15 protein-coding genes are annotated in these 21,248 nt (G+C 70.6%); 7 read left to right on the top strand and 8 right to left on the bottom strand.

All coding sequences use genetic code 11. From position 1 onward, the window contains the following. Positions 1-2 precede the first annotated feature (2 nt). The gene (locus tag BLU09_RS09395; RefSeq protein WP_090488381.1) at positions 3-2,828 is read right to left on the bottom strand and encodes a cation-translocating P-type ATPase; all 2,826 of its coding nucleotides are present in this window, start codon (positions 2,826-2,828) and stop codon (positions 3-5) included. Positions 2,829-3,072: 244 nt separating this feature from the next. On the opposite strand from BLU09_RS09395, the gene BLU09_RS09390 reads away from it, so the two are divergent. Then, a complete protein-coding gene (locus tag BLU09_RS09390) occupies positions 3,073-5,022 on the top strand; it encodes a CBM96 family carbohydrate-binding protein (RefSeq protein ID WP_244171571.1) in 1,950 nt (649 codons plus the stop codon). Between the two features lie 35 nt (positions 5,023-5,057). Here BLU09_RS09390 and BLU09_RS09385 read toward each other — a convergent pair whose 3' ends face one another. Next, positions 5,058-6,143, bottom strand: a complete 1,086-nt coding sequence (locus BLU09_RS09385) for a Gfo/Idh/MocA family protein (protein WP_090488377.1) — start codon at positions 6,141-6,143, stop codon at positions 5,058-5,060. 342 nt (positions 6,144-6,485) lie between these two features. Here BLU09_RS09385 and BLU09_RS09380 point away from each other — a divergent pair, with 342 nt between their 5' ends. From BLU09_RS09380 to BLU09_RS09365, 4 genes are all read left to right on the top strand, one after another. Beyond that, complete coding sequence (locus BLU09_RS09380; protein WP_244171570.1) at positions 6,486-7,436, top strand: HEAT repeat domain-containing protein; 951 nt, start codon at positions 6,486-6,488, stop codon at positions 7,434-7,436. Then, entirely contained in the window at positions 7,436-8,422 is a 987-nt protein-coding gene (locus BLU09_RS09375) for a HEAT repeat domain-containing protein (RefSeq protein ID WP_090488372.1), read from the top strand. The genes BLU09_RS09380 and BLU09_RS09375 overlap by 1 nt, the downstream gene beginning before the upstream one ends. Positions 8,423-8,472: 50 nt before the next feature. After that, a complete protein-coding gene (locus BLU09_RS09370) occupies positions 8,473-9,021 on the top strand; it encodes a M23 family metallopeptidase (RefSeq protein WP_186817773.1) in 549 nt (182 codons plus the stop codon). Between the two features lie 210 nt (positions 9,022-9,231). Further along, a complete protein-coding gene (locus BLU09_RS09365) occupies positions 9,232-9,771 on the top strand; it encodes a VOC family protein (RefSeq protein ID WP_244171569.1) in 540 nt (179 codons plus the stop codon). 7 nt (positions 9,772-9,778) lie between these two features. Here BLU09_RS09365 and tpx read toward each other — a convergent pair whose 3' ends face one another. The 6 genes from tpx to BLU09_RS09335 all read right to left on the bottom strand — a co-directional run bounded on the left by tpx (position 9,779) and on the right by BLU09_RS09335 (position 16,660). Continuing rightward, positions 9,779-10,294, bottom strand: coding sequence for a thiol peroxidase (tpx, locus tag BLU09_RS09360; protein WP_090488366.1), 516 nt, complete (start codon positions 10,292-10,294; stop codon positions 9,779-9,781). 32 nt (positions 10,295-10,326) lie between these two features. Next, a complete protein-coding gene (locus tag BLU09_RS09355) occupies positions 10,327-11,259 on the bottom strand; it encodes an ROK family protein (RefSeq protein ID WP_090488364.1) in 933 nt (310 codons plus the stop codon). 12 nt (positions 11,260-11,271) lie between these two features. Further along, positions 11,272-11,823: an NADPH-dependent FMN reductase gene (locus BLU09_RS09350; protein ID WP_090488362.1), complete on the bottom strand. Its 552-nt coding sequence runs from the start codon at positions 11,821-11,823 to the stop codon at positions 11,272-11,274. Between the two features lies 1 nt (position 11,824). Continuing rightward, positions 11,825-13,195, bottom strand: coding sequence for a phosphomannomutase/phosphoglucomutase (locus tag BLU09_RS09345; RefSeq protein ID WP_011556430.1), 1,371 nt, complete (start codon positions 13,193-13,195; stop codon positions 11,825-11,827). 139 nt (positions 13,196-13,334) lie between these two features. Then, positions 13,335-15,395, bottom strand: a complete 2,061-nt coding sequence (locus BLU09_RS09340) for a serine/threonine-protein kinase (protein ID WP_090488360.1) — start codon at positions 15,393-15,395, stop codon at positions 13,335-13,337. Between the two features lie 200 nt (positions 15,396-15,595). Continuing rightward, positions 15,596-16,660, bottom strand: coding sequence for a mannose-1-phosphate guanylyltransferase (locus tag BLU09_RS09335; protein ID WP_090488358.1), 1,065 nt, complete (start codon positions 16,658-16,660; stop codon positions 15,596-15,598). 44 nt (positions 16,661-16,704) lie between these two features. Between BLU09_RS09335 and BLU09_RS09330 the strand changes: the two genes are divergently transcribed. Together BLU09_RS09330 and BLU09_RS09325 are read left to right on the top strand one after the other, a co-directional pair. Next, positions 16,705-19,578 (top strand): GDSL-type esterase/lipase family protein, encoded by a 2,874-nt coding sequence (locus tag BLU09_RS09330; RefSeq protein ID WP_090488356.1) that lies wholly within the window; start codon positions 16,705-16,707, stop codon positions 19,576-19,578. Between the two features lies 1 nt (position 19,579). Next, positions 19,580-20,995 (top strand): MBOAT family O-acyltransferase, encoded by a 1,416-nt coding sequence (locus BLU09_RS09325; RefSeq protein WP_090488354.1) that lies wholly within the window; start codon positions 19,580-19,582, stop codon positions 20,993-20,995. The last annotated feature ends 253 nt before the right edge of the window (positions 20,996-21,248 follow it).

Below are 21,248 nucleotides of genomic sequence, written 5' to 3'. Positions count from 1 at the left end.
CCTCACGTGGGCACACGCTCGCGCAGCCGCGCGGCGCCGCGTCCTGATGAAGCGTCCGTGTCGTCCTTGCGCTGCCGCAGCCACTTCTCCAGCCCCACCACCGGCAGCACGACCGCGCCCACCAGGATGGACAGGCCCACGTCCTCCAGGCCCAGGGGCGCGGTGCCGAACACGCGCTGCATGAAGGGCAGGTACATGAAGGCCACCTGGAGCAGCACCAGCAGGCCCATGCCCACGAACACCGAGCGGTTGCTGAAGAGGCCCACCTTGCGCACCGAGCCCATGAGGCTGCGGCACATGAACAGGTAGAACATCTGGAAGCTGATGACGGTGTTCACCGCCATCGTCTGGGCCTCGGCCAGCGCGTGCGCGTGTCCCGTGCGAGGAATGTCCCGGCGGTACTCCCACAGGAAGAGGCCGATGGCGCCCGCGGCCATCAGCAACGCCACCAGTCCGGTGCGCATCACCACGAAGTGGTTGAGCACCGGCGCCTCGGGGTCCCTGGGGGCCCTGCGCATGACGTCCGGCTCCCGGGCCTCGAAGGCCAGCGGCAGCGCCAGCGACACCGTGGCCACCAGGTTTATCCAGAGCAGCTGCGTGGGCAGCATGGCCATCAGCGGCACCAGCCGTCCGCCCACCTCCTGGATGGGGAAGAGGGACACGCCGAACAGCAGGATGAGCGCCAGCCCCAGGTTGGTGGGCAGGACGAAGGCCAGCGACTTGATGAGGTTGTCGTAGACGCGCCGCCCCTCCTCCACCGCCGCGACGATGGAGGCGAAGTTGTCATCCGTCAGCACGATGTCCGCCGCGTCCTTCGCCACCGCCGTGCCGGTGATGCCCATGGCCACGCCGATGTTGGCCTGCTTGAGCGCGGGCGCGTCGTTGACGCCGTCCCCCGTCATGGCCACCACGTGCTGCCGGCGCTGGAGCGCGCGCACCAGCCGCAGCTTGTGCTCGGGCGCCACCCGCGCGAAGACGTTGGAGCGCAGGGCCACCTCCTCCAGCGCCGCGTCATCCGTGGTGGCCAGCCGCGCGCCTGTGACGCCCTCCTCCCCCGGCTTCAGCAGGCCCAACTGCGCGCCGATGGCCGCCGCCGTGGAGGGGTGGTCACCCGTAATCATCTTCACCGTGATTCCCGCCTCGTGACAGGCGCGCACCGCGGCCATGGCCTCCTCGCGAGGCGGGTCAATCATCCCCTCCAGGCCGAGCAGCCGCAGGCCGCCCTCGACGTCCTCCATGCGCAACGCGACGTGTGACACCGTCACCTCCCGGGAGGCCACCGCGAGCACGCGCATGCCCTGCCGCGCCAGACCGTCCACCTCCGCCAGCACCGTGTTGGACGAGCAGCCGTCCTCCAGGGCGCAGCGGCGCAGTACGACTTCCGGCGCCCCCTTGAGCAGGATGCGGCGGCCGCCCTTCCCGTCGTCGTGCAGGGTGGCCATGAACTGGTTCTCCGACTCGAAGGGGATGGCGTCCACGCGCGGGTGCGCCTGCCGGGCGTCGTCCACATGCATGCCCGCCTTCTCCGCCGCCACCAGCAGCGCGGCCTCGGTGGGGTCGCCCGTCATGTCCCACTGTCCATCGCGGGGCTGGAGCGCTGCGTCGTTGCACAGCACGCCCGCCAGCAGCAGCTCACACACGTCCGGCGGCGGCGCCTCCAACGGCGGGCCCCCCCGCGTCAGCGCCCCCTTGGGGGCGTAGCCCACGCCGCTGAGCGCGTAGCGCCCGTGGGTCGTCCACAAGGCCTGCACCGTCATCTCATTGCGGGTGAGCGTGCCCGTCTTGTCCGTACAGATGACGGTGGTGCTGCCCAACGTCTCCACCGCGGGCAGCTTGCGGATGACGGCGCGCCGGGCGGCCATGCGTTGCACGCCAATGGCCAGGGCGATGGTGACGATGGCGGGCAGTCCTTCTGGAATGGCGGCGACCGCCAGCGTAATCGCCACCACGACGGCCTCGCTCACCGCGTAGCCACGAACCAGCCCCACCCCCAGCAGCGCGGCGGAGATCACCAGGATGCCCAGGGTGATGTACTTGCCGATGACGGCCAGCGCCTTGGTGAGCGGTGTCTGGAGGTCGGTGACCTCACGGAGCAGCGTGGAGATGCGGCCCAGCTCGGTGGCCTGCCCGGTGGCCACCACCACCGCGGTGGCGGAGCCGGACGTCACCAGGGTGCCACCGAAGAGCAGGCTGGCCCGGTCTCCCAGCTCCGCGTCCTCCGGCACGGGCGCCACGGCCTTCTGCGCGGGCACGGACTCGCCCGTGAGCGCGGCCTCCTCCACCGTGAGGTTGCGCGCGGAGAGCAGCCGCATGTCCGCGGGCACCTTGTCACCCGGCGCCAGCTCCATGACGTCGCCCGGCACGCCCTGCGCCGCGGGGACCCGCAGCTTGCGGCCCGCGCGAATCACCGTGGCGTTCTCCGGCACCATGCGGCTGAGCGACTCAATGGCCTTCCCCGCGCGGTACTCCTGCACGAAGCCGATGAGGGTGTTGAGCACCACCACCGCGGCCACCACCAGCCCGTCCGTCACCTTCCCCATGATGACGGCCAGCACCGCGGAGGCGATGAGCACCCAGATGAAGGGGCTGTTCACCTGCCGCCACAGCAGCTTCAGCGGGCCATCCCGCTGGGCGCGCTCCAGCACGTTGGGCCCATGACGCGACAGGCGCTCGCGCGCTTCCTCGTCCGTCAGCCCTTCGGCCGTGCTCCCGAGCGACGTCAGCACCTGGTCCGGTGACAGCGCGTGCCACAGGGGCTTCGTGCCAGCAGGCGGCCCGGCGGGCGCTGGTGCATCCGGTCGTTCGGGTGCGGCGGGCTGGTCTTTCATCCGGTGACTCCTTCCAATGCAATCTGGCAACGGTCGCGCGCATCTCCACCTGGGCAGTGGGCGGGTGGACATCACACGGCCCTCCAGGGCCATTGTTCCGGACCAAGAGGGAAAGAAAGGCGCCCCCCAGGGCGAGGCACGGGCCAATCCCCCACGGCTTTCAGCACCCCGGGGACGCCTGTCATTGGCACTGCGAGTGCAATCACTTTGCAACGGACAATGGGTCCGGGAGGCGCAAGTGATTGTGAAGCAGTGGAGAAAGGGATTGGGCCTGTTGCCCGTCCTCGGGATGGCGGTGGGGTGTGGCGGCGTGGTGGCGGAGGAGCCCGGGGAGCAGCAGGCCCAGGGCACGGCGGTGAAGGTGCAGGCGCTTCCGCCCGGCTGCGAGGACCTGGGCATCGAGTACAACAGCGTGGCGCGCCACGCGGGTGACACGTACGTCGTGCAGGGCGCGCCAGACACGCCGCACAACACGTCCACGGTGCTCATCTCCGACGGCAACCCCCGGCAGGAGACCTACCTGCGCTTCCGGGTCGACGCCGCTGCGTCCACCACCGTCATCCAGGCGGAGCTGAGGCTCCATGCCCTGGATGGCTCGAGCAACGGCCCCGCCGTGTATGCCACCCGCGCGGATTGGGACCCCTACTCCCTCACGTGGAACAACCGCCCCGCCCTCGTCGGCGCGCCGCTGGCGAACGTGGGCCCCATCGCCTCCGGGACCTTCGTGACGTACGACGTCACGGCCCACGTGACGGGCAATGGCCTGTACAGCTTCGCCCTCGTGCCCGACGTGGGAGACGGCACGGACTTCGCCTCGACCCGGCACCCCACGTATGGCCTTGGCCCTGAGCTGCGGCTGCGACTGCGGGAGACGGAGCCCCGGTGCCAGCACCGGGGCACGGGCGGCGCCGTCACCCAGGTCCTCCGCGGTGACACGCTCCCTCGCGACCTGGCCATGGATGGCAGCGGCGGCTTCGCTACCCTGGCCACGTACTCGACGGACACCGGGTCCGGGATGCGGCTGACCCGGCACGACGCGAACGGCTCCGTGGTGTGGATGCAGAACTACCCCGAGAACAACGGGGGCTGGCGGACGCTCGGAGGGCTCGTGATGACGCCCCTAGGCAATCTGCTCGTACACGGGAGCTTCACGGGCCCGCTGGACTTCGGCACGGGCCCCCTCCCCGGAACGGGTCCTGGCAACCATGGCCTGTTCATCGCGAAGTTCAGCCCCACCGGGCAGTTCGTCTGGGGCAAGGCCTTCCGCGCCTTCACCCACGAGCAGGGCATGACCACGCCGGCCCCAATCTGGGCGCGCGGCATCGCCACCGACGCCAACGGCAGCCTCATTGTCACCGGTGACTTCCAGGGCCGCACGGACCTGGGAGGCGGCCCCCTGGACGCGGGGCCTTCCAGTCACACGACCGTCGGCCGCCGGGGAATGTTCCTCGCGAAGTTCTCATGGGAGGGAACGCACCTGTGGTCCCATGCCTTCGCCGCGGGCAACGATTGGGACACGCTGGGGCTGGCCGTGGCGACCGACAGCCAGGGACACATCCTGGTCGGCGGAACCACGAGCGGCGTCAATGACCTGGGCTCCTCCACGTGGATGACGCCCTTCATCGCGCGCTTCCTCCCCACCGGCGAACGCCACTGGGTGCGCCGCCTCGACGGGGCACGGGGCAACATCACGGGGGTGGCGGCGATGCCGGATGGCGCCGTGGCGTTCAGAGGCTATGTCCGTGGCACCTTCACCTTCGCGGGCACGTCGCTGTCGAACCCCACCGAAGACCCGGACATGGTGCTGGGCGTGTTGGAGTCTTCTTCAACGGACCGCTGGGGATGCCTGTACGGCGGCGTCCATGGTGAGTACGGAGGAGACCTCGTCGTGGACGCGCAGGGCAACCTGGTGACGTCGGGCGTGTTCAGCTACGAGACGGACCTGGGCGGCGGCACCTTGAATCCCGACCAGGCCGGCGAGGAGAGCGCCTTCGTGGCCAGCTACGGGCCCGACGGCAGCCACCGCTGGTCCCGCGCCGTGGGAGACGGACTGGCGCCGACGCTGCTGGGCCTGACGCCTTCGCGAGAGGTGTTCTTCGGTGGCCTCCTCGAGGAGTCGGAGGTCATCCGCGTGGACCAGACGGAGTACTCCTCCGAAGGAGGCTTCACCCTCCTCCTGAGGCTGTCGCCCTGAAGCCCGCCGTGTCCTCCGGGATGGGCGGGGAGCAATTACGTCCTGGAGGACAGGCGAATCCACCGGCGCTCCACATGTGAGCGCCGAGCCGCATCCAACACCCGCTGGTTGCGCCAGCCGTCCTCCAGCGTGGCCGCGTCCTCCACCGAGGCGCGGCCTTCGCGCAGGGCCTGGGTGAATGCTCGGGCCAGCAGCAGGAAGCCGCGCGCCCACTCGTTGTCCGGCAGGCCGGGGGGAAGCGGCGGTTCCTCGGGAAGCGCCACCCGCTCCCAGGAACGTGTCCCCACCGTGGAGCGCCACAGCTCGCGGCCCTCCACGCGCAGGCCCCCGCGCGCGCAGGACACCTCGACGCCGTGCACGGGCTTGCCGGGGGACACCATCGACATCTCGATGGCGGCCGTCGTCGCACCAAAGCGGAGCAGCAGCCGCGCCTCGTCGTCGCTCGTCACCGAGCGCGACTGTCCCGTGAGCGCATCGGGCCGCTCGGGCGTGTGCGTGGCCAGCTCGCCCAGCACCTCGTCGGGCTCGGCGCCCAGCATGAAGCGCAGCGTGTCCACCGCGTGTGAGCCGATGGCGCCCAGGAGCCCGCCTCCTTGCGACGCGTCCGACCACCAGTCCCACGGCCGCTCCGGCGAGGCGCGGTTGTCGTTGCGATAGAAGACACGCGCGCCGCGCACCGCGCCCAGCTCGCCAGAACGCAGCAGGGCTCGCATCCGCTGCCGCGCGGGCAGGAAGCGCAGCTCATGGTCCAGCAGCGCCAGGACACGCCGCTCACGCGCCGCGTGCCACATGGCCTCCGCATCCCTCGCATCCAACGCGGTGGGCTTCTCACACAGCACCGCCTTGCCCGCCTCCAGCGCGGCCAGGGTGATGTCCCGGTGCAGCGCGGGCGGCGTGGAGATGCACACGCACGTCACATCCGGCCGGGACACCACCTCACGCCAGTCCGTCGTCACATGCGGCACGCCCAACTGCCGGCCCGCCGCCTCCACCTTCTCGCGCCGCGCACTGGCCAGGCTCACCACCTCCACGCCCGGCAAGGCGCGCAGCGCGGGGATTTGCGTGGTGCGCGCGAAGCCCGCGCCAATGACACCCATTCGAACCGTGCGAGCCGTGGACATTTCTGTCTCCCTTGAAGCGATGACGCGACGCGCAGGCTGAGTTCTGGGGGTCCCCATTGCCAAGGCCCTCAAATTCAAAGTATCCAAGAATTCGCAGGATTCACTGACTCAGCCCCTCCCCTGATGACTTCCAGAAACCTTCGTTGGACCGTGGCCGCAGGCGTCTTGCTGGTCGCGGCAGCCGTGGCGTTGCTGTGGCCACGGACTGGCCCCTCTCTTCCCGGCGAGCCCGTATCGGCCGAGACCTCCCCCTCGGCGGCCTCCGGCCCTCGCGGTACGCCCGGTGTCGGCACCCCAGGCGCCACGCCCTCGGAGCCCGAGCCCGCGGTGGAGCAGATCCCCATGCCTGGGTGCTGGGACGGCCTGCATGCCTTCGACGCCGCGGTGTCCATGGACTCGTTCCGGAAGGCGCTGACGACGGCCATCGGAAACGGAGACCGGTACCTGGCGGCCTACCTCCAGGAGCGGCTGACGGAGCTGGTGGGCAACGACGCGACGCGCGCGCTCCAGGTGTTGGAGTGGGCCAAGGGCGCCAGCGGACCAGAGTTGGGCATCTACATGGACGCGCTGAAGGCCGCGCCCGCGGTGCATGCGCCGCAGGTGGCGCAGAGCCTGCTGAAGCTGGGCGAGGACCCAGGTGCGCCCTTGCAGACGCGCTCCGCCGCGCTGGACGCCCTGGAGACGCAACGGAAGCTGGCGCCGGGAGACATCCAGCGACTCAAGAAGCTGGCGCTGGACGAGACGCTGGACTCCACCGCCTGGGTGGCCACGCGCACGCTGGGCCGGGTGATGAAGGAGGACTACGAGCGCACCGGGACCTTCGAGCCCTATTGGAAGGAGCTCCTGGACATCGGCGGCACGTCCGACGACATGGCCGTGCGGCTGCTCGCGCTGGAGATGCCGTCGTATTCGAACCCCGTCATCGGCGCGGAGTCCTTCGACTCGCTCAAGCGCATCCTCTCCAGCGACCGCGAGCGGGACGTGCGGGAGATGGCGGCCTTCCGGCTGGGCGTCACCAGCGAGCCGGAGAAGGCGATGGAGATCCTCCGCGCCGCCTTCCTGGCCGAGCATGACCTCTGCGTGCGCTGGGCCATCTTCCGCTTCGCCGTGCGCGCGGGCGGCGACAAGGCGCTGCCGATGCTGGAGCAGTTCGCCGCGAAGGACCCGCGCTTCACGCAGGACTACCTGGAGTTCCAAGCCCTCTACGCGTCGGGCACGGTGGACTTCGCCCGCATCTGGCTGGGCAAGCGCGAGCACCACAACTGTCTGGTCGAAGAAGGAGCGCCGCACTGATGTCCCCCCTGTCGATGAAGCGAATGGGGCGCGCGGCGCTCCTGGTGGCCCTTTCGTCCCTGACGCCCGTGACGGCGCGCGCCGAGGCGACGCTCCGCCCCACGCAATGCACGGTGCAGGGCATGCTGGACGACGTGCGCGTGGCGATGAAGAACGGCTCCCCCGCGCTGAAGCGCTACGTGAAGATGCGGCTGAAGGAAGCCGCGCTCGCCATGCCCGCGGAGTCACTGCTGGCGGCGCTGCAGGGTGAGCGGGACCCGGAGGTCCTGGAGGCCCTGGGCGCGGCGCTGGCCACCAAGGCGAGCAACGCGGAGAACCCCGGCCTCATCCAGCCGCTGCTCGCCCGGGCCACTGGGGATTCGGACCCGGCGCTGCGCGCGGCGGCGGTGCGGGGCCTGCGCGGCGTGCCCTCCGTCGAGTTCATGGAGAAGAACGGCGGCGTAGTGACGTACGAGCAACTGGTGCGCGACGCCTCCCCCGAGGTGCGCGCGGCGGTGGCGGACAACATCGTCTCCGAGAGCGCGGACGTCTACAGCGGCCATGACCGCCGGGTGTCGGAGGCGGCGGTGTCGGTGGCATCGGCATCGGAAGACCCGGCGGTGGCGGCGAAGCTGCTGCGCGAGGTCTCCATGGAGGCCGTGGGCCACGAGGCGGTGGAGCAGGTGACGCGACAGCTGCGTTCGGAGAACCCGGAGCTGCGCGCGGCGGCGGCCACGGCGCTGGGCGGCGTGCCCGGCGGCGAGTCCGCGGGCGCGCGAGGCTCGCTGGTGGACCTGTTCCGAGAAGACAAGGACCCGGCGGTGCGCAAGGCGGCGCTCCAGGGGATTGCCCGGCTGGGGCAGGCCCACGCGGTGCCCGTGCTGGAGTCCTTGCGCGGCGTGGACCGCGCCATGGATGCGGAAATCGACGCCTGGGTGTCCGTCCTGAAGCTCAACCTCCAGGAGTGGGAGCTGGTGCTGCGCGAGAAGCAGCGCCGCCGGAGGTGACCCCTGCTTCACCGCAGTACGCAGCGCTACACCAACGAGGGAGTCTCTTGATGAAGACGATGAAGCTGACCATGGCGGGCCTGGTGCTCGCCGCCGCGGGCTGGGCCACCTCTGTCACGGCCGCGACGGCCGTGGGTCCCATCTGTGACACCGCCGCGCGCGTGGGTTCCACGACGTACTACTCGTGCTCGGGCAGCAGCCACAACGCGCTCGACATGAGCAACGGCACCTGCAGCGTGTGGAACCACCGCGGGATGATCAACGTCAGCCGCTACTACGCCTACTACGGCGGCTGTGCGAACAACTGCAGCGGCGGCACGAGCTGCAATGGCGGCGCGGGCAACTACTACGTCGTCACGGGTGGCAGCGGCTGGGACTTCCGCCAGCTCCACCTGAACTCCAACGTGTCGTCGGGCTCCAAGACGTGCGACCGCTGTGCGCTGGGCCTCGTGGGCTCCACGGGTAACTCCACGGGCGCGCACGTCCACGCGGACAACCGTCAGTACGGCACGCGCAAGACGGCCTGGTACGCCAACGTCGGCACCACCTGCGGCTCCAGCGCGTACTGCAGCAACCGCGTCGGTACGCCCACGCTGTAGTCGCTCCACAGCCTGCTTCACCCACACCCCGCCCCGTCCCGGTGCCGAGATGCACTGGGGCGGGGTTTCTCGTGCCGAGGCATGGCCCGCCCATGACTGAACACCGGCCCGCCCCAAGGGACACCGCACATTGACGCGGCACTCCACATGGCCGCACCGTGGAGCAGCCCAGCAGTCTCGCGTTCCATCCCATTCAGGAGCGTGCGCGCCATGCCATCGGCTTCTCCCGGAGTACGCGGCATCGACCATGTCGGCGTGACGGTGCCGGACCTCCAAGCGGCAACGGCCTTCTTCATCGAGGCCCTTGGCGCCGAAGTCCTCTACGACAGCCTGGCGAAAGGCCAGCCGCCCCAGGAAGGCCCGGACCTGCAACGACGCCTGCGCTTCCTCCCCGGCTCCAGCATCCGCGCGATGCGGCTGCTCCGCTTGGGCAACGGCCCCAGCCTCGAGCTGTTCGAATACGCAGCCCCCGAGCAGCGCCCACCCGCCCGCCCCAACGACCTGGGCATCCAGCACCTGGCCGTCTACGTGGACGACATGGACACAGCGCTCGCGCGCTTCCAGGCGGCGGGAGGCGAGGTCTTCTCGAGCCCCCACGAACTGCCAGCACTGGAGAAAGGCCCGGGCAACGCCTTCTGCTACGCCCGGGCCCCCTGGGGCACCATCATCGAGTTCATCACCTACCCGTCGCCCCAGCCCTACGAGCAGCAGACCGCGCTGCGGCGCTGGAAACCGCCGGAGCGCGGCTGAATCTCCGTCACAGCGCCGCGCGGACCGCCTTCATCGCGCCGTCGTAGTCCGGCTCGTGCGTCATCTCCGGGACAATCTCCCGGAACACGACCTTGCCCTTACGGTCCACCACGAAGGTGCTGCGCGCGAGCAGCCCCAACTCCTTCATGTACACGCCGTACTTCTCACCGAACTCGCGGTCCTTGTAGTCCGACAGCGTGGTGACGTTCTGGATGCCCTCAGCGCCGATGAAGCGCCCCAGCGCGAAGGGCAAGTCCAGCGTGACGAACCACACCTTCACGTCCGGCCCCAGCGCCGTGGCTTCCTTGTTGAACGCGCGAAGCTGCGCCGCACACACCCGCGTGTCCACGCTGGGCGCCACGCTCAACACCACCACGCTGCCCTTCACGTCCGACAGCCGCACGGCGTCGTTGAGTCCCTTGAAGACGGTGAAGTCCGGAGCGGCGTCGCCCACCTTCACCTCGTCCCCCACCAGCGTCACCGGCTGCCCCTTGAACGTGACGATGCCCTTGTGCTCGGCCATGGAATGCCTCCTCCTCCGGAAAGGGGCGCGGACTACTTCACCAGCAACGCCGCGCCAATCAGACCGCTGTCATCTCCCAGCTCCGCGTCCGCGATGAGCAGGCCCTCGCGCGACGTGGTGGAGGACCAGGCGCGCACGCCCTCCTCCACACGGCGCCGCAAGCCCGGGCAGTGTCTCAGCACGCCGCCCCCCAGCACCAGCCGCGCCGGGTTGAGCATCGTCACCTGGTTGGCCACGGCCAGGGCCAGGAACCGCGCTGCCCGCTCGTAGACTTCGCCGGCCGCCACGTCGCCCGCCTCCGCCGCCTGCTCCAACGTCACCGGGGTGATGCGCGCCGGGTCTCCACCCGTCAGCCGCGCCACCTCCGGCGCACCACCGCTGGCGAGCAACTCCCGCGTCTGCGCGATGAGGTTGTGGCCACCAGCGTAGGCCTCCAGGCACCCCAGCTCGCCACAGCCGCAGCGGCGCCCGCCAGGAACCACCTTGATGTGGCCCAGCTCGCCCGCCACACCGCCACCGCCGTCCACGAGCCGACCACCCGCGATGATGGCGCTCCCCACCCCCGAGCCCACGAACACCACCAGCATGTCCTGGGAGCCCCGACCCGCGCCGGCGTGGAATTCGCCCCACGCCGCCGCGGCCAGGTCATTCACCACGCGCACCGGCTGGCCCAACCGGTGCGTGAGCAGCGCGCCCAGCGGCACGTTGCGCCAGCCCAGGTTGGGAGCCACCGACAACACGCCCGAGTCCTTGTGAATCTGCCCGGCGGCCGCCACACCACACGCGCCCAGCGGCACACCGGCGACCATCACCGCGTCCGAGGCCGCCTGGGCAATGGTCTCCACGACCCCTGAAGGACTGCGCTCCACCAGGGCCACCTTCGAGGAGGCAATCAGCTTGCCAACCTCGTCCACCACGGCGGCGCGGGCGAAGGTCCCCCCCAGGTCGATTCCGAGCGTTGGCATGAGCGCGTCCTCTCAGGGCTTCAGCTTGGAAACCAACGCGGCCGCCAGCGCTTCCACTTCCTTCTGGCGCGCCTCGTCCTTGAGCTTCCCGTCGGGGGTGAAGGCATCCGACACGCGGGCCATGTGCACCTGCGTGGGCAGCACGTGCGCCCCCACGGAGGCCATCACCTGCCGCAGGTGCGGCTGCATGCGCGCGGTGCCGAAGACGCCGGGCGTGGCGCCCATCATCGCCACCCACTTCTCCTGGAAGAGCCTGCCGGGCGGGCGGGACACCCAGTCGATGGCGTTCTTCAGGCCTCCCGGAATGGAAGAGTTGTACTCCGGGCTGGCGATGAGCAGACCCTGGGCCTTGCCCAGCCGCTCGCGCAGCTCCTCCACGGGAGCGGGCAGGGCCTTGGCCTCCACGTCGCCGTCGTAGAGGGGCAGCTCCAGCGTCTTGAGGTCCACCACGTCCACCTCCGCGCCCAGCGAGCGGGCGTGGGCAACGGCGATGGCCAGGAGCTGGCGGTTGAAGCTCCCCGTCCGGAGGCTGCCACTGATGGCGAGGATGCGCGGCGTCGTCATGTCAGCCCCCGACCTCGACCTTGACCTTCTCCACGGTGCCCTCGATGAGGGCCTGGATTTCCTTGAGGCGCTCGGGCGTGTTGGCCTCGAAGCGCAGCACCAGGATGGGCTGCGTGTTGGAGGCACGGATGAGGCCCCAGCCGTCGGGGAACGTCACGCGCACGCCGTCCACGTCGATGATGTCGTGGCCCGCGTCGCGCAGCGTCTCCGTGGCGCGCTTCACCATCTCGAACTTCTTCTCTTCCTTCGTGTCGAAGCGCAGCTCCGGGCTGGCGTAGGTCTTCGGCACGTCGGACAGGAGCTCCGACATGGTCGCCTTCTCGTGCGTGAGAATCTCCAGCAGGCGCGCGGTGGAGTAGATGGCGTCGTCGAAGCCGAAGTAGCGGTTCTTGAAGAAGATGTGGCCGCTCATCTCTCCTGCCAGCTCCGCCTGCGTCTCCTTCATCTTCGACTTGATGAGCGAGTGCCCGGCCTTCCACATGATGGGCTTGCCGCCGCGCTTCGCGATGTCGTCGTACAGCGTGTAGCTGCACTTCACCTCGCCGACGATGGCCGCGCCCGGGCTCTCCTTCAGCACGTAGCGGCTGAAGAGCACCATCAGCTGGTCGCCCCAGAGGATGTTGCCCTGGTCGTCGATGACGCCGATGCGGTCACTGTCGCCGTCGTAGGCGATGCCCACCTCGGCCTTCTCGCGCTTCACCGCCGCGATGAGGTCCTCCAGGTTCTCCACCACCGTCGGGTCCGGGTGATGGTTGGGGAACGTCGCGTCCATCTCACAGAACAGGGGCACCACGTCGAAGCCCATGCTCTCGAACAACGGCACCGCGATGGCGCCGCCCGTGCCGTTGCCGGCGTCGATGACGATGCGCATCCCCTTGCGGCCCACCTTCACCGTCTGGCGGACGAAGTGGTTGTAGGGCGTGATGATGTCGTACGGCGTCACCGTGCCCGGCTTGGGAGACACCTCGAAGTCCCGCGCCTCGATGAGCTTGCGCAGGGCTTGAATCTCATGGCTGTGGAAGGTCGTCTTCCCCGCGCCAATCTTGAAGCCGTTGTACTCGGGTGGGTTGTGGCTGCCGGTAATCATCGCCAGGCCGTCCACCGGCAGGGTGTTGGCGGCGAAGTACGTCAGCGGCGTGGGGACCACGCCCACGTCGAACACGTTGAGGCCCGTGGAGGTGAGGCCCGCGCAGAGCGCGTCCCGGAAGCGGGTGGAGGACTCGCGGCAGTCGCGGCCCACGGCGATGGAGCGCCCGCCCTGGCGACGGATGATGGTGCCCAGGCCCTTGCCCAGCAGCTCCACCACCTCGGTGGTGAGGTCCTTATCGACCAGGCCTCGGATATCGTATTCGCGGAAGATGTGCGCGTTCATGAAGGTGTCCCCGCCCCCGTGACGACGGAGGGCATGGCAGAGGGCGGCGGACTCTACACGAGCGCGGGCCAGGGGGGCACCCGACCCGAGGGCGTCCCTGGCCCGTTGGAGGGCCAAGGGGCCGGAAAAGGCCCCCGCGCTACGGAAGCAGGGCCGAGGGGGCCATGGTCCCCTCGTGAGGTACGGGGGGCATGGAAGGCGTCAGGCCCTGTGCCCGCTGGCGCAGCTCCTGGTAGTGCCGCAGCCACGACACGTTGAGCGGATCCAACGCCAGCGCGTTCGCATAGCGAGAGAGGGCTGCGCGCAGGGCCCGCTGCGCCTCCAGCGCGTGTCCCTGGGTGAAGAGGGCCCGGGCCCGAGCCTCCGAGCCCGGCCGGGCCGACAGGAAGGCGTGGCGCAGGGGCTCCACCTCCTCGTCCGGCAGCCCTGCCTCCACGCAGCGGGCCAGCCCCGGCAGGTTGCCCCGAACGGCGTCGAAGCCGGCGCGGCTCAGCGGCTCGCCCAGGGTGCAGCGGGCGGACTCCACCCGACCCCGCAGCGCCTCCAACGCGCGGCGCTGCCCGGACGGCAGCGGACGGGCGCGGAAGCCCTCCAGCCGGCGCAGGGCGGCGCTGGCCCGGCGGCGAATCTCCTCGAAGCCGGCGTCGGGCCGCGCGCCCAGCAGGACATACGGGTCCTTCGCGGCCTCCGCGGCCCGGGCGAGCAGCCGCGCCAGCTCCCCATCGGGACGCGGCTCCGGCCGGCGCCCCTCCTCCAGCATCCACGCCACCCACTGGCGCAGCGCCGGCGCGGGCTCGGTGAAGTGGATGAACGCGCCCGCGGCCACGCCCCAGGTCCGGGCCTCGTCTCCCGTGACATGGCGGACGACGTCGCCCTCGCACGTCACGGTGCGCCCCGCGAAGGACAGCTCCACGCCCAGGCGCGCGGCCAGCGGCGGCAGTTCGCCATCCCACGCGGCGAAGAAGCCATCCACCGACACGTCGTTGGCCGCCACCCGCGTCCAGCCCTCCGCGAGACGCACGCGAACGTCCAACCCCTCGGGCGCGGCGACGCGCGGGGCCGGCGCCTCCAACACCGGCTCCGCATGGGCCGCCGCCCGCAGCGCCAGGTGCAGCGGCGTGGCACCGTCCTCCGGAATCGCCTGGCCGAAGATGGTGACGTTGCCTTCTGGTACGCGCATCTCCGGCAGCAGCAGGATGGGCGCCTGGGACACGGGCGCTGCGTCCTCGTCGAACGTGATGTCGATGTCCACCAGCAGCTCCACGTCGTCGACCAGCGCCGCCTCCCGCTCCGCCGCGCGGGCACGCGGGTCCATGCAGCGCGCCAGTTCCTCTCGGAACGCGCGGGCATCCGGGAAGCGCTCGGCGGGCCGCGGCGCCAGGGCCCGCAGCAGCACCGCGGACAGCGCGGGTGGCACGCAGGGATTGAGGACATGCGGCTCCGGAGGCGCCAGCTCCCCCGCGCGGCCGACGCCGAAGGGCAGCCGCCCGGTGAGCAGCAGGTAGCCCACCACGCCCAGCGCATACACGTCCGCGCGGCCATCCACGCCCTCACCGGACCACTGCTCGGGCGCGATGAAGGCCGGCGAGCCCACCACCATGCCGCGAGCCCGCTCCTCGGGAGACAGGCTGGAGCTGAGGATGGCGCTGGCGCCGAAGTCGAGCACCTTCACCCGGCGCTCCCCCCGCGCATCCCGCGTGAGGACCAGGTTGTCCGCGGACAAATCCCAGTGCATGAGCCCGCGCGCGTGCGCGGCCTCCACGGCCTCCAGCGTCTGCCCCAGCAACTCCACCGCCTCCACGGGCGCCAGCGGCATGGGAAGACGGGAGAAGGACTCACCGTCGGCGTACTCCATCAGCAGGCACGGCAGACCGCCGGGCCCCGGGCGCGCGTCCAGCACGCGGGCAACGTGAGGGTGGACCAGCTCGCGCAACGCATGCGCCTCCGCGTAGAAGCGGCGCTGCATGGCCGGCTGCGCCGCCAGGTGCGGGTGCAAGACCTTCACCGCGAAGCGGTGCCCCGTGGGGAGGTACTCCGCCAGGTACACCGTGCCCAGCGCCCCCGCCCCCAACCAGCGCCGGAAGAGGAGCGGCCCGTGCCGCTGCCCCTCCAGGCAGCTCGCTGACACGGCGACGCCGTCATGCACCGCCGAGCAAGACGCCCCGGCCGGATGGTCCACGTCACACCGCATGCAGGCCATACCCCACCACCCTCTGTCGCCCCGGAGCGGGGCAGGCGGTGGGGGCCTTGCAACCGGCGTGCAGAGGACCCTTGTCCACTCATCGACAGAGCAAGCCCCCAACTGACCGAGGTCACCGGTGAATCAGGGGTTCGCGGCCAGTAATTCTTCCCGGGTGGGAACCGGGCGTTTCTCCAGCGCACCCGGCCCCACCTGGACGCCTACAGGTACTTCGTCAGCTTGCGAGCCTTGAGCGCCTCCACCACCTTGCGCACGTCCTGGCTCTTGTCCTTCGGCACCACGAGCACCGCGTCGCCGGAGTCCACCACCACCATGTCGGTGAGGCCCACCACGGACAGCGGGCGCTTGTCGGCGAGCACCACGCAGTTGTGGCAGTCCACCACCACCGCGAGGTTGCCGGACACCACGTTGCCGTGGGCGTCGGCGGGGCGCACCTCTGGAATCGCCGCGAACGAGCCGACATCCGACCAGCCGAAGTCACCCGGCAGCACCGCGATGTTGGAGGCCTTCTCCATGACGCCGTAGTCAATGGAGGTGGAGGGCAGCTTCGGGAACACCTTCTTCAGCACCGCGCCGAAGGTCCGCTTGCCCGCGGCCTTGCGCAGGGCGTCCAGGCCCTTCTGCATCTCCGGCATGTGCTTCGCGAAGGCCTCCAGGATGACGTCCACGCGGAAGACGAAGATGCCGCCGTTCCACAGGTAGTCCCCGGAGGACACGTAGCCGCGCGCCGTCGCCAGGTCGGGCTTCTCCTTGAAGGCCTGCACCTTGCGGCCACCGCCCTCCAGCGCCTCGCCGACCTGGATGTAGCCATAGCCCGTCTCCGGGCGCGAAGGCTTGATGCCCAGCGTGACGATGTGCCCCGCCTCCGCCAGGTCCGCCGCGTCCGCGAGCGTGCGCTTGAAGCCGGGCACGTCCGCCACGTGGTGGTCGGAAGGCAGCACCACCATGACGCCCTTGGGGTCGCGCGCGGCCACCTGCACCGCCGCCAGGGCGATGGCGGGCGCGGTGTTGCGCGCAACCGGCTCCACCAGGAGGTTCGCCTTGGGCAGCCCCTTCACCAGCTTCGCCGCGGCCTTCGCGTGCAGGGGGCCACAGACGATGAAGGTGTCCTTCACCGAGGCGAGCCCCTTGAGGCGCGCGGACGTGTCGGTGATGAGCGGCAGCTTGGAAGCCAGCGGCAGGAACTGCTTGGGCCGCGCCTGACGGGACAGCGGCCAGAAGCGGGTGCCGGAACCTCCGGCCATGATGACGGGGTAGAGGGCCATTGCGGGTGTTGCACTCCTGAAGGCCCCGGACCCAGCCGGCGGCCATGGCGGCGCACCATACCGTTTCAGCCTCGCCGGGAAAGAGGGACTCGCCTGCCCGCCCTCCAGACGGCGAGGCCACGAAGGGAGGTGAGAGTTTTGACCCGCCACCAAAAAGCCAGTCTCATGCCGCGCTGTTGGACTTCCTCAAGGCCAGATCCACCGGGCTGACGCTCATCCTCACCGTCGCACTGGCGTTGGGGCTGTCGCTTGCCCCGGTCCCAGACGCCCTCCGGCCCCTCCCGAGTCTCCAGCGGGGTCCCCTGCCCGAGAAGCTGGTGGCGCTCGTCCTGCCGACCTCGCTGTCGGGCGGTCGCGCCACGCGTCCGCCCGGAGAAGTGATGACGGCGGGTGCGGGCGCCGCCAAACGCCCGCCGGAAGAGACGGAAGAGGAGGAGCCCGCCGACGCCGGTGCCCTGGTGGCGGAGCCTTTGCCCGCCGTACCCACCACGCCGGGCATCGGACTGGAGGAGCTGAGCGCCCCCACCCTGGCCCGCGCGAAGGACCTGGAGGCCCTGCGCGAGCGCATGGGCTCCCAGCACGTGGACATCGAGCTGAACTGCCGCAAGGCGGGGCCGGACGGGAGCTGCCAGGAGGACGGACTGGCGCCCTACACCCGGGCCCTGGCCGAGCTGCGCGAGGACGCCCGGCGCACGCCGGTGCGCGTGGTGCACCTGGGCGACTCGCTGGTCGCCTCCGACCACATCACGGATTTGGTGCGCGACCGGCTCCAGGAGCGCTTCGGCGCGGGCGGCAAGGGCTTCCTCTTCATCACCCGCCCCGCCAGCGCGGGCCGCTGGACGCGCTCGGGCCGAGGCTCGGACGGCTGGGAAATCGAGCGGCTGGTGGACTCCAAGTGGCCCCGCGACCGGGTGGGCTGGACCGGCGTGGCCTTCAGCTCGGAGAAGGGCTCCCAGAGCACGCGTTATGACGTGGAGGGCTCGCGCGTGGCGGAGCTCTTCTTCCTGGCGCAGCCCGCCAGTGGCTCCGTGCAGTTCTCCGTGGACGGCAAGCCGCTCCAGCGCATCCACACGCGGGGCTTCTCCAAGAACAAGTCGGAGGCGGCCTTCGCCCGCGTGACCCTGCCGCAGGGCGCGAAGTCGCTGACGCTCACCACGTCCGGCAAGGTGGAGCTGCACGGCATGACGCTGGAGTCGGGCACGCCGGGCGTCGTCTACGACACGGTGGGCCTGCTGGGCGGAATGGCGGAGGTGTACCTGCGCGCCCAGCCCGCCGCCTTCCGCGCGCAGCTGCGCCAGCGCAAGCCGTCCCTGGTGGTGATGATGGTGGGCGGCAACGAGGCCTTCTTCTACTCGCGAGACCGCACCACGCTGGACGAGGTGCGCGCGCAGATAAAGGAGTTGATGTCTCGCGTGCGCTCCAACGTGCCGAACGCCGCGTGCCTGTTGATGGCCCCCATCGACGCGGGCGTGCGCACCATGAGCGGCGAGGTGGTGTCACGCCGGGGCACCCAGGAGATTGGCGCCATCTACCGCGAGGAGGCCCGCGCGGCCGGCTGCGCGTTCTGGGACGCCTATGCCGCCATGGGCGGCGAGGGCTCCGCGCTGCGCTGGCTCGAGGAAGGGCTGATGCTGGACGACCTCGTCCACCCGCGCGCCCGGGGCTCGGATTTGCTGGGCCACCTCTTCGACCTGTCCCTCCAGCGTGCGTTCGCGAAGAGCCGGGCGCCGCTGGTGGCCGCGGTGGACCCGGCCGGCCTGCAGAACGCGGACACCGCGCTGGCGCGCACGTTCGACAAGCTGAAGCGCCGCGAGGCGGGCGAGGCCCTTCGCGTGGGCGTCGCGCAGCTGGGCGGTTCGCACACCGCGTCGCACGACTTCACGGACGCGGTGCGCGAGGTGCTGACGAAGCGCTTCGGCGCCGCGGGCCGGGGCTTCATCGCCGCCGGCAAGGCCTCCCCCCGCCTGGAGCCCGCGGGCGTGACGCGCGCGCTGGAGGGGGACTGGACCATCGAGGACGCCGCCAAGGACGCGCCCCCCGGCGGTCTGTGGGGGCTGACGGGCATCCGCGCCGTGGGTGGTCCGGGCGCGAAGCTGCGCATCCAGTTCTGCAAGGACTGCCCGGAGGCGAAGGAGACCTCGGGCCGGTTGGATTTGTACGCGCTGGACGCGCCGGACGTGCGCGCGCCGGACATCGCGATTGACGGCGAGCTGCTGCCGCCGGACGCGCCTCCGCCGGAGCCGTTGACCGCGCCCACCGTGCGCATCCGCTCGTTCCCCGTTACGGGGTCCTCGCACACCGTGGAGGTGACGGCGCCGAAGGACGGCAACGTCACGGTGCTGGGGGCGTCCCTGGAATACGACACGCCGGGCGTCGTGTACGACGCGCTGGGCCTTCCCGGCGCCACGGCCTCGACCTTGGGGGCCATGGACGCGGCGGCGGTGGACGCGCAGCTGGCGTCGCGGCGACCGGACCTGCTCGTGTTCTGGTACGGCACCAACGAGGCGGGCCGGCCGGACCTGGACGCCTCGGCGCTGCGCCGGGACTACACGGAGCTGCTGACGCGGCTGCGCAAGGCCACCAACGCGGAGTGCCTGGTGATGGGCCCCACGGACCGGCTCACGCAGGACGCCAACGGCCGGTGGAGCGAGGCGCCCTCGCTGGCGTCGGTGCTGAACACGCTGCCGCAGGTGGCGAAGGACGCGGGGTGCGCGTACTGGTCAACGCGCGCGGCCATGGGCGGAGAGCGCTCCATGCTGCGCTGGCAGCGCACGCAGCCCGCGCTGGGCCACGCGGACGGCGTCCACCTGACACCGGAAGGCTACGCGCGGCTGGCGGGGGCCTTCTCCCGGGAGCTGCTCACGGCGTACGAGGCCCACAAGAAGGCAGGCCCCACCTCGCGCGTGGAGGACAACTGACGTGCTGTCGCACAGCGTCCAGTACCTCGTCTTCGTCATCGCGGTGTTCGCCCTGTACTGGGCGGTGCACCGGCACTACTGGCCGCGCATCGGCGTGCTGCTGGTGGCCAGCCTCTTCTTCTACGCGGCCTTCACGCCCTTCCCCATCCTCATCTTCCTGGTGGGCGTCACGGTGGACCACCTGTGCGTGAAGGGCATGGCCCGCGCGCAGTCACAGGGGGTCCGCAAGGCGCTTGTCACGGTGTCGGTCGTCTCCAACCTGGGCCTGCTCGCGGGCTTCAAGTACCTGGAGATGCTGCGGCAGACATTGCTGTCGCTGCTGGCGCCGTGGGGCATTGAAGTCCGCGCCGAGCCCTTCAACCTGCTGATGCCGGTGGGCCTGTCCTTCTTCGTCTTCCAGGCCATCAGCTACACGGTGGACGTGTACCGGCAGAAGGCGAGCGCGGAGCACTCGTTCATCGAGCACCTGCTGTACCTGCTCTTCTTCCCGCGCGTGGTGAGTGGCCCCATCATCCGGGCGTCGGAGCTGATGGTGCACTTCCGCCAGACGCCGAGCCTCACGCCCGACGCCGGTGGCCACGCCCTCTTCCGCATCGCGGTGGGCCTGGTGAAGAAGCTGGTCATCGCGGACGTGCTGGGCGCGGGACTGGTGGACCCCGTCTTCGCCGCGCCGGAGAAGTACGCCTCCGCGGAGTGCATCGTCGCGGCGGTGGCCTACACCTTCGAGCTCTACTACGACTTCTCGGGGTACTCGGACATCGCGATTGGCGTGGCGGCGCTGTTCGGCTTCAAGTTCCCGGAGAACTTCAACCGCCCGTACCTGGCGAAGAACATCGGCGAGTTCTGGAACCGGTGGCACCTGAGCCTGTCCACGTGGCTGCGCGACTACCTGTACCGGCCAATGGGCGGCAACCGCGTGTCGAAGCCGCGCGTGCTGTTCAACCTGATGACGGTGATGGTGCTGGGCGGCCTGTGGCACGGCGCGGACTGGCGCTTCGCGGTCTGGGGCGCGGTGCACGGCGTGGCGCTGTGTGTGTCGCGCTGCTGGGAGTGGTCGGTGGGCAAGCCCGAGTCCCCGGGCATCCCCCGCGTGGCGCTGGGCATGTTGACGACGTTCACCATCGTCGTGCTGACGCGCGTGGTGTTCCGGGCGGCGGACATGGCGCACGCGGGCGAGTTCTACGAACGGATGATGGCGGGCGTGCCCGGCATCGCCAACGTGAGCCCGCTGGTGTGGGCCATGCTGGCCGCGGCCGTCTTCTTCCATGCCGTACCGATGAAGCTCTACACGGTGTCGTCGGACCTCTTCGTCCGCATGCCCATGCCGGTGCGCGCCGCGGTGCTGGTGGTGCTCGGCCTGGGCATCCGCCACCTGTCCGCCGTGGAGACGCGGCCGTACGTGTACCTGCAGTTCTAGACGGGCGTAGGGGCTGTCGGGCCCCTGTCGCCCAGGCCGACGTCGGCGTCCCATCCACTGGCGCCAATGAACCCGGCCGTGTCTGGCCCCATGACAGGCCCGGGTCACGGCCGCAGTCCCTCGCAGGCGTCTTGCCGCCGAACTCGAGCGTTCGCAGTCTCTGGGGGGGTGGACCCGTCGCCGGATCCAGGGAAGCCCCAGGGGCAGGTCCGGTCGCCGTGGCCAGTCGGCCTGAGCGCACTGGCTCAGGGCC

This window comes from Myxococcus virescens, assembly GCF_900101905.1.
In the GTDB taxonomy this organism is placed as follows: domain Bacteria; phylum Myxococcota; class Myxococcia; order Myxococcales; family Myxococcaceae; genus Myxococcus; species Myxococcus virescens.
The sequence above is the reverse complement of the archived record's forward strand: the minus strand, read 5'-3'. Positions and strand labels throughout refer to the sequence as shown.

Coding starts and splice junctions, on each gene's coding strand:
- BLU09_RS09395 (WP_090488381.1), bottom strand. CDS start 2,828: ATGAAAGACCAGCCCGCCGCACCCGAACGACCGGATGCACCAGCGCCC.
- BLU09_RS09385 (WP_090488377.1), bottom strand. CDS start 6,143: ATGTCCACGGCTCGCACGGTTCGAATGGGTGTCATTGGCGCGGGCTTC.
- BLU09_RS09380 (WP_244171570.1), top strand. CDS start 6,486: ATGCCTGGGTGCTGGGACGGCCTGCATGCCTTCGACGCCGCGGTGTCC.
- BLU09_RS09375 (WP_090488372.1), top strand. CDS start 7,436: ATGTCCCCCCTGTCGATGAAGCGAATGGGGCGCGCGGCGCTCCTGGTG.
- BLU09_RS09370 (WP_186817773.1), top strand. CDS start 8,473: ATGAAGACGATGAAGCTGACCATGGCGGGCCTGGTGCTCGCCGCCGCG.
- BLU09_RS09365 (WP_244171569.1), top strand. CDS start 9,232: ATGCCATCGGCTTCTCCCGGAGTACGCGGCATCGACCATGTCGGCGTG.
- tpx (WP_090488366.1), bottom strand. CDS start 10,294: ATGGCCGAGCACAAGGGCATCGTCACGTTCAAGGGGCAGCCGGTGACG.
- BLU09_RS09355 (WP_090488364.1), bottom strand. CDS start 11,259: ATGCCAACGCTCGGAATCGACCTGGGGGGGACCTTCGCCCGCGCCGCC.
- BLU09_RS09350 (WP_090488362.1), bottom strand. CDS start 11,823: ATGACGACGCCGCGCATCCTCGCCATCAGTGGCAGCCTCCGGACGGGG.
- BLU09_RS09345 (WP_011556430.1), bottom strand. CDS start 13,195: ATGAACGCGCACATCTTCCGCGAATACGATATCCGAGGCCTGGTCGAT.
- BLU09_RS09340 (WP_090488360.1), bottom strand. CDS start 15,395: ATGGCCTGCATGCGGTGTGACGTGGACCATCCGGCCGGGGCGTCTTGC.
- BLU09_RS09335 (WP_090488358.1), bottom strand. CDS start 16,660: ATGGCCCTCTACCCCGTCATCATGGCCGGAGGTTCCGGCACCCGCTTC.
- BLU09_RS09330 (WP_090488356.1), top strand. CDS start 16,705: ATGGCGGCGCACCATACCGTTTCAGCCTCGCCGGGAAAGAGGGACTCG.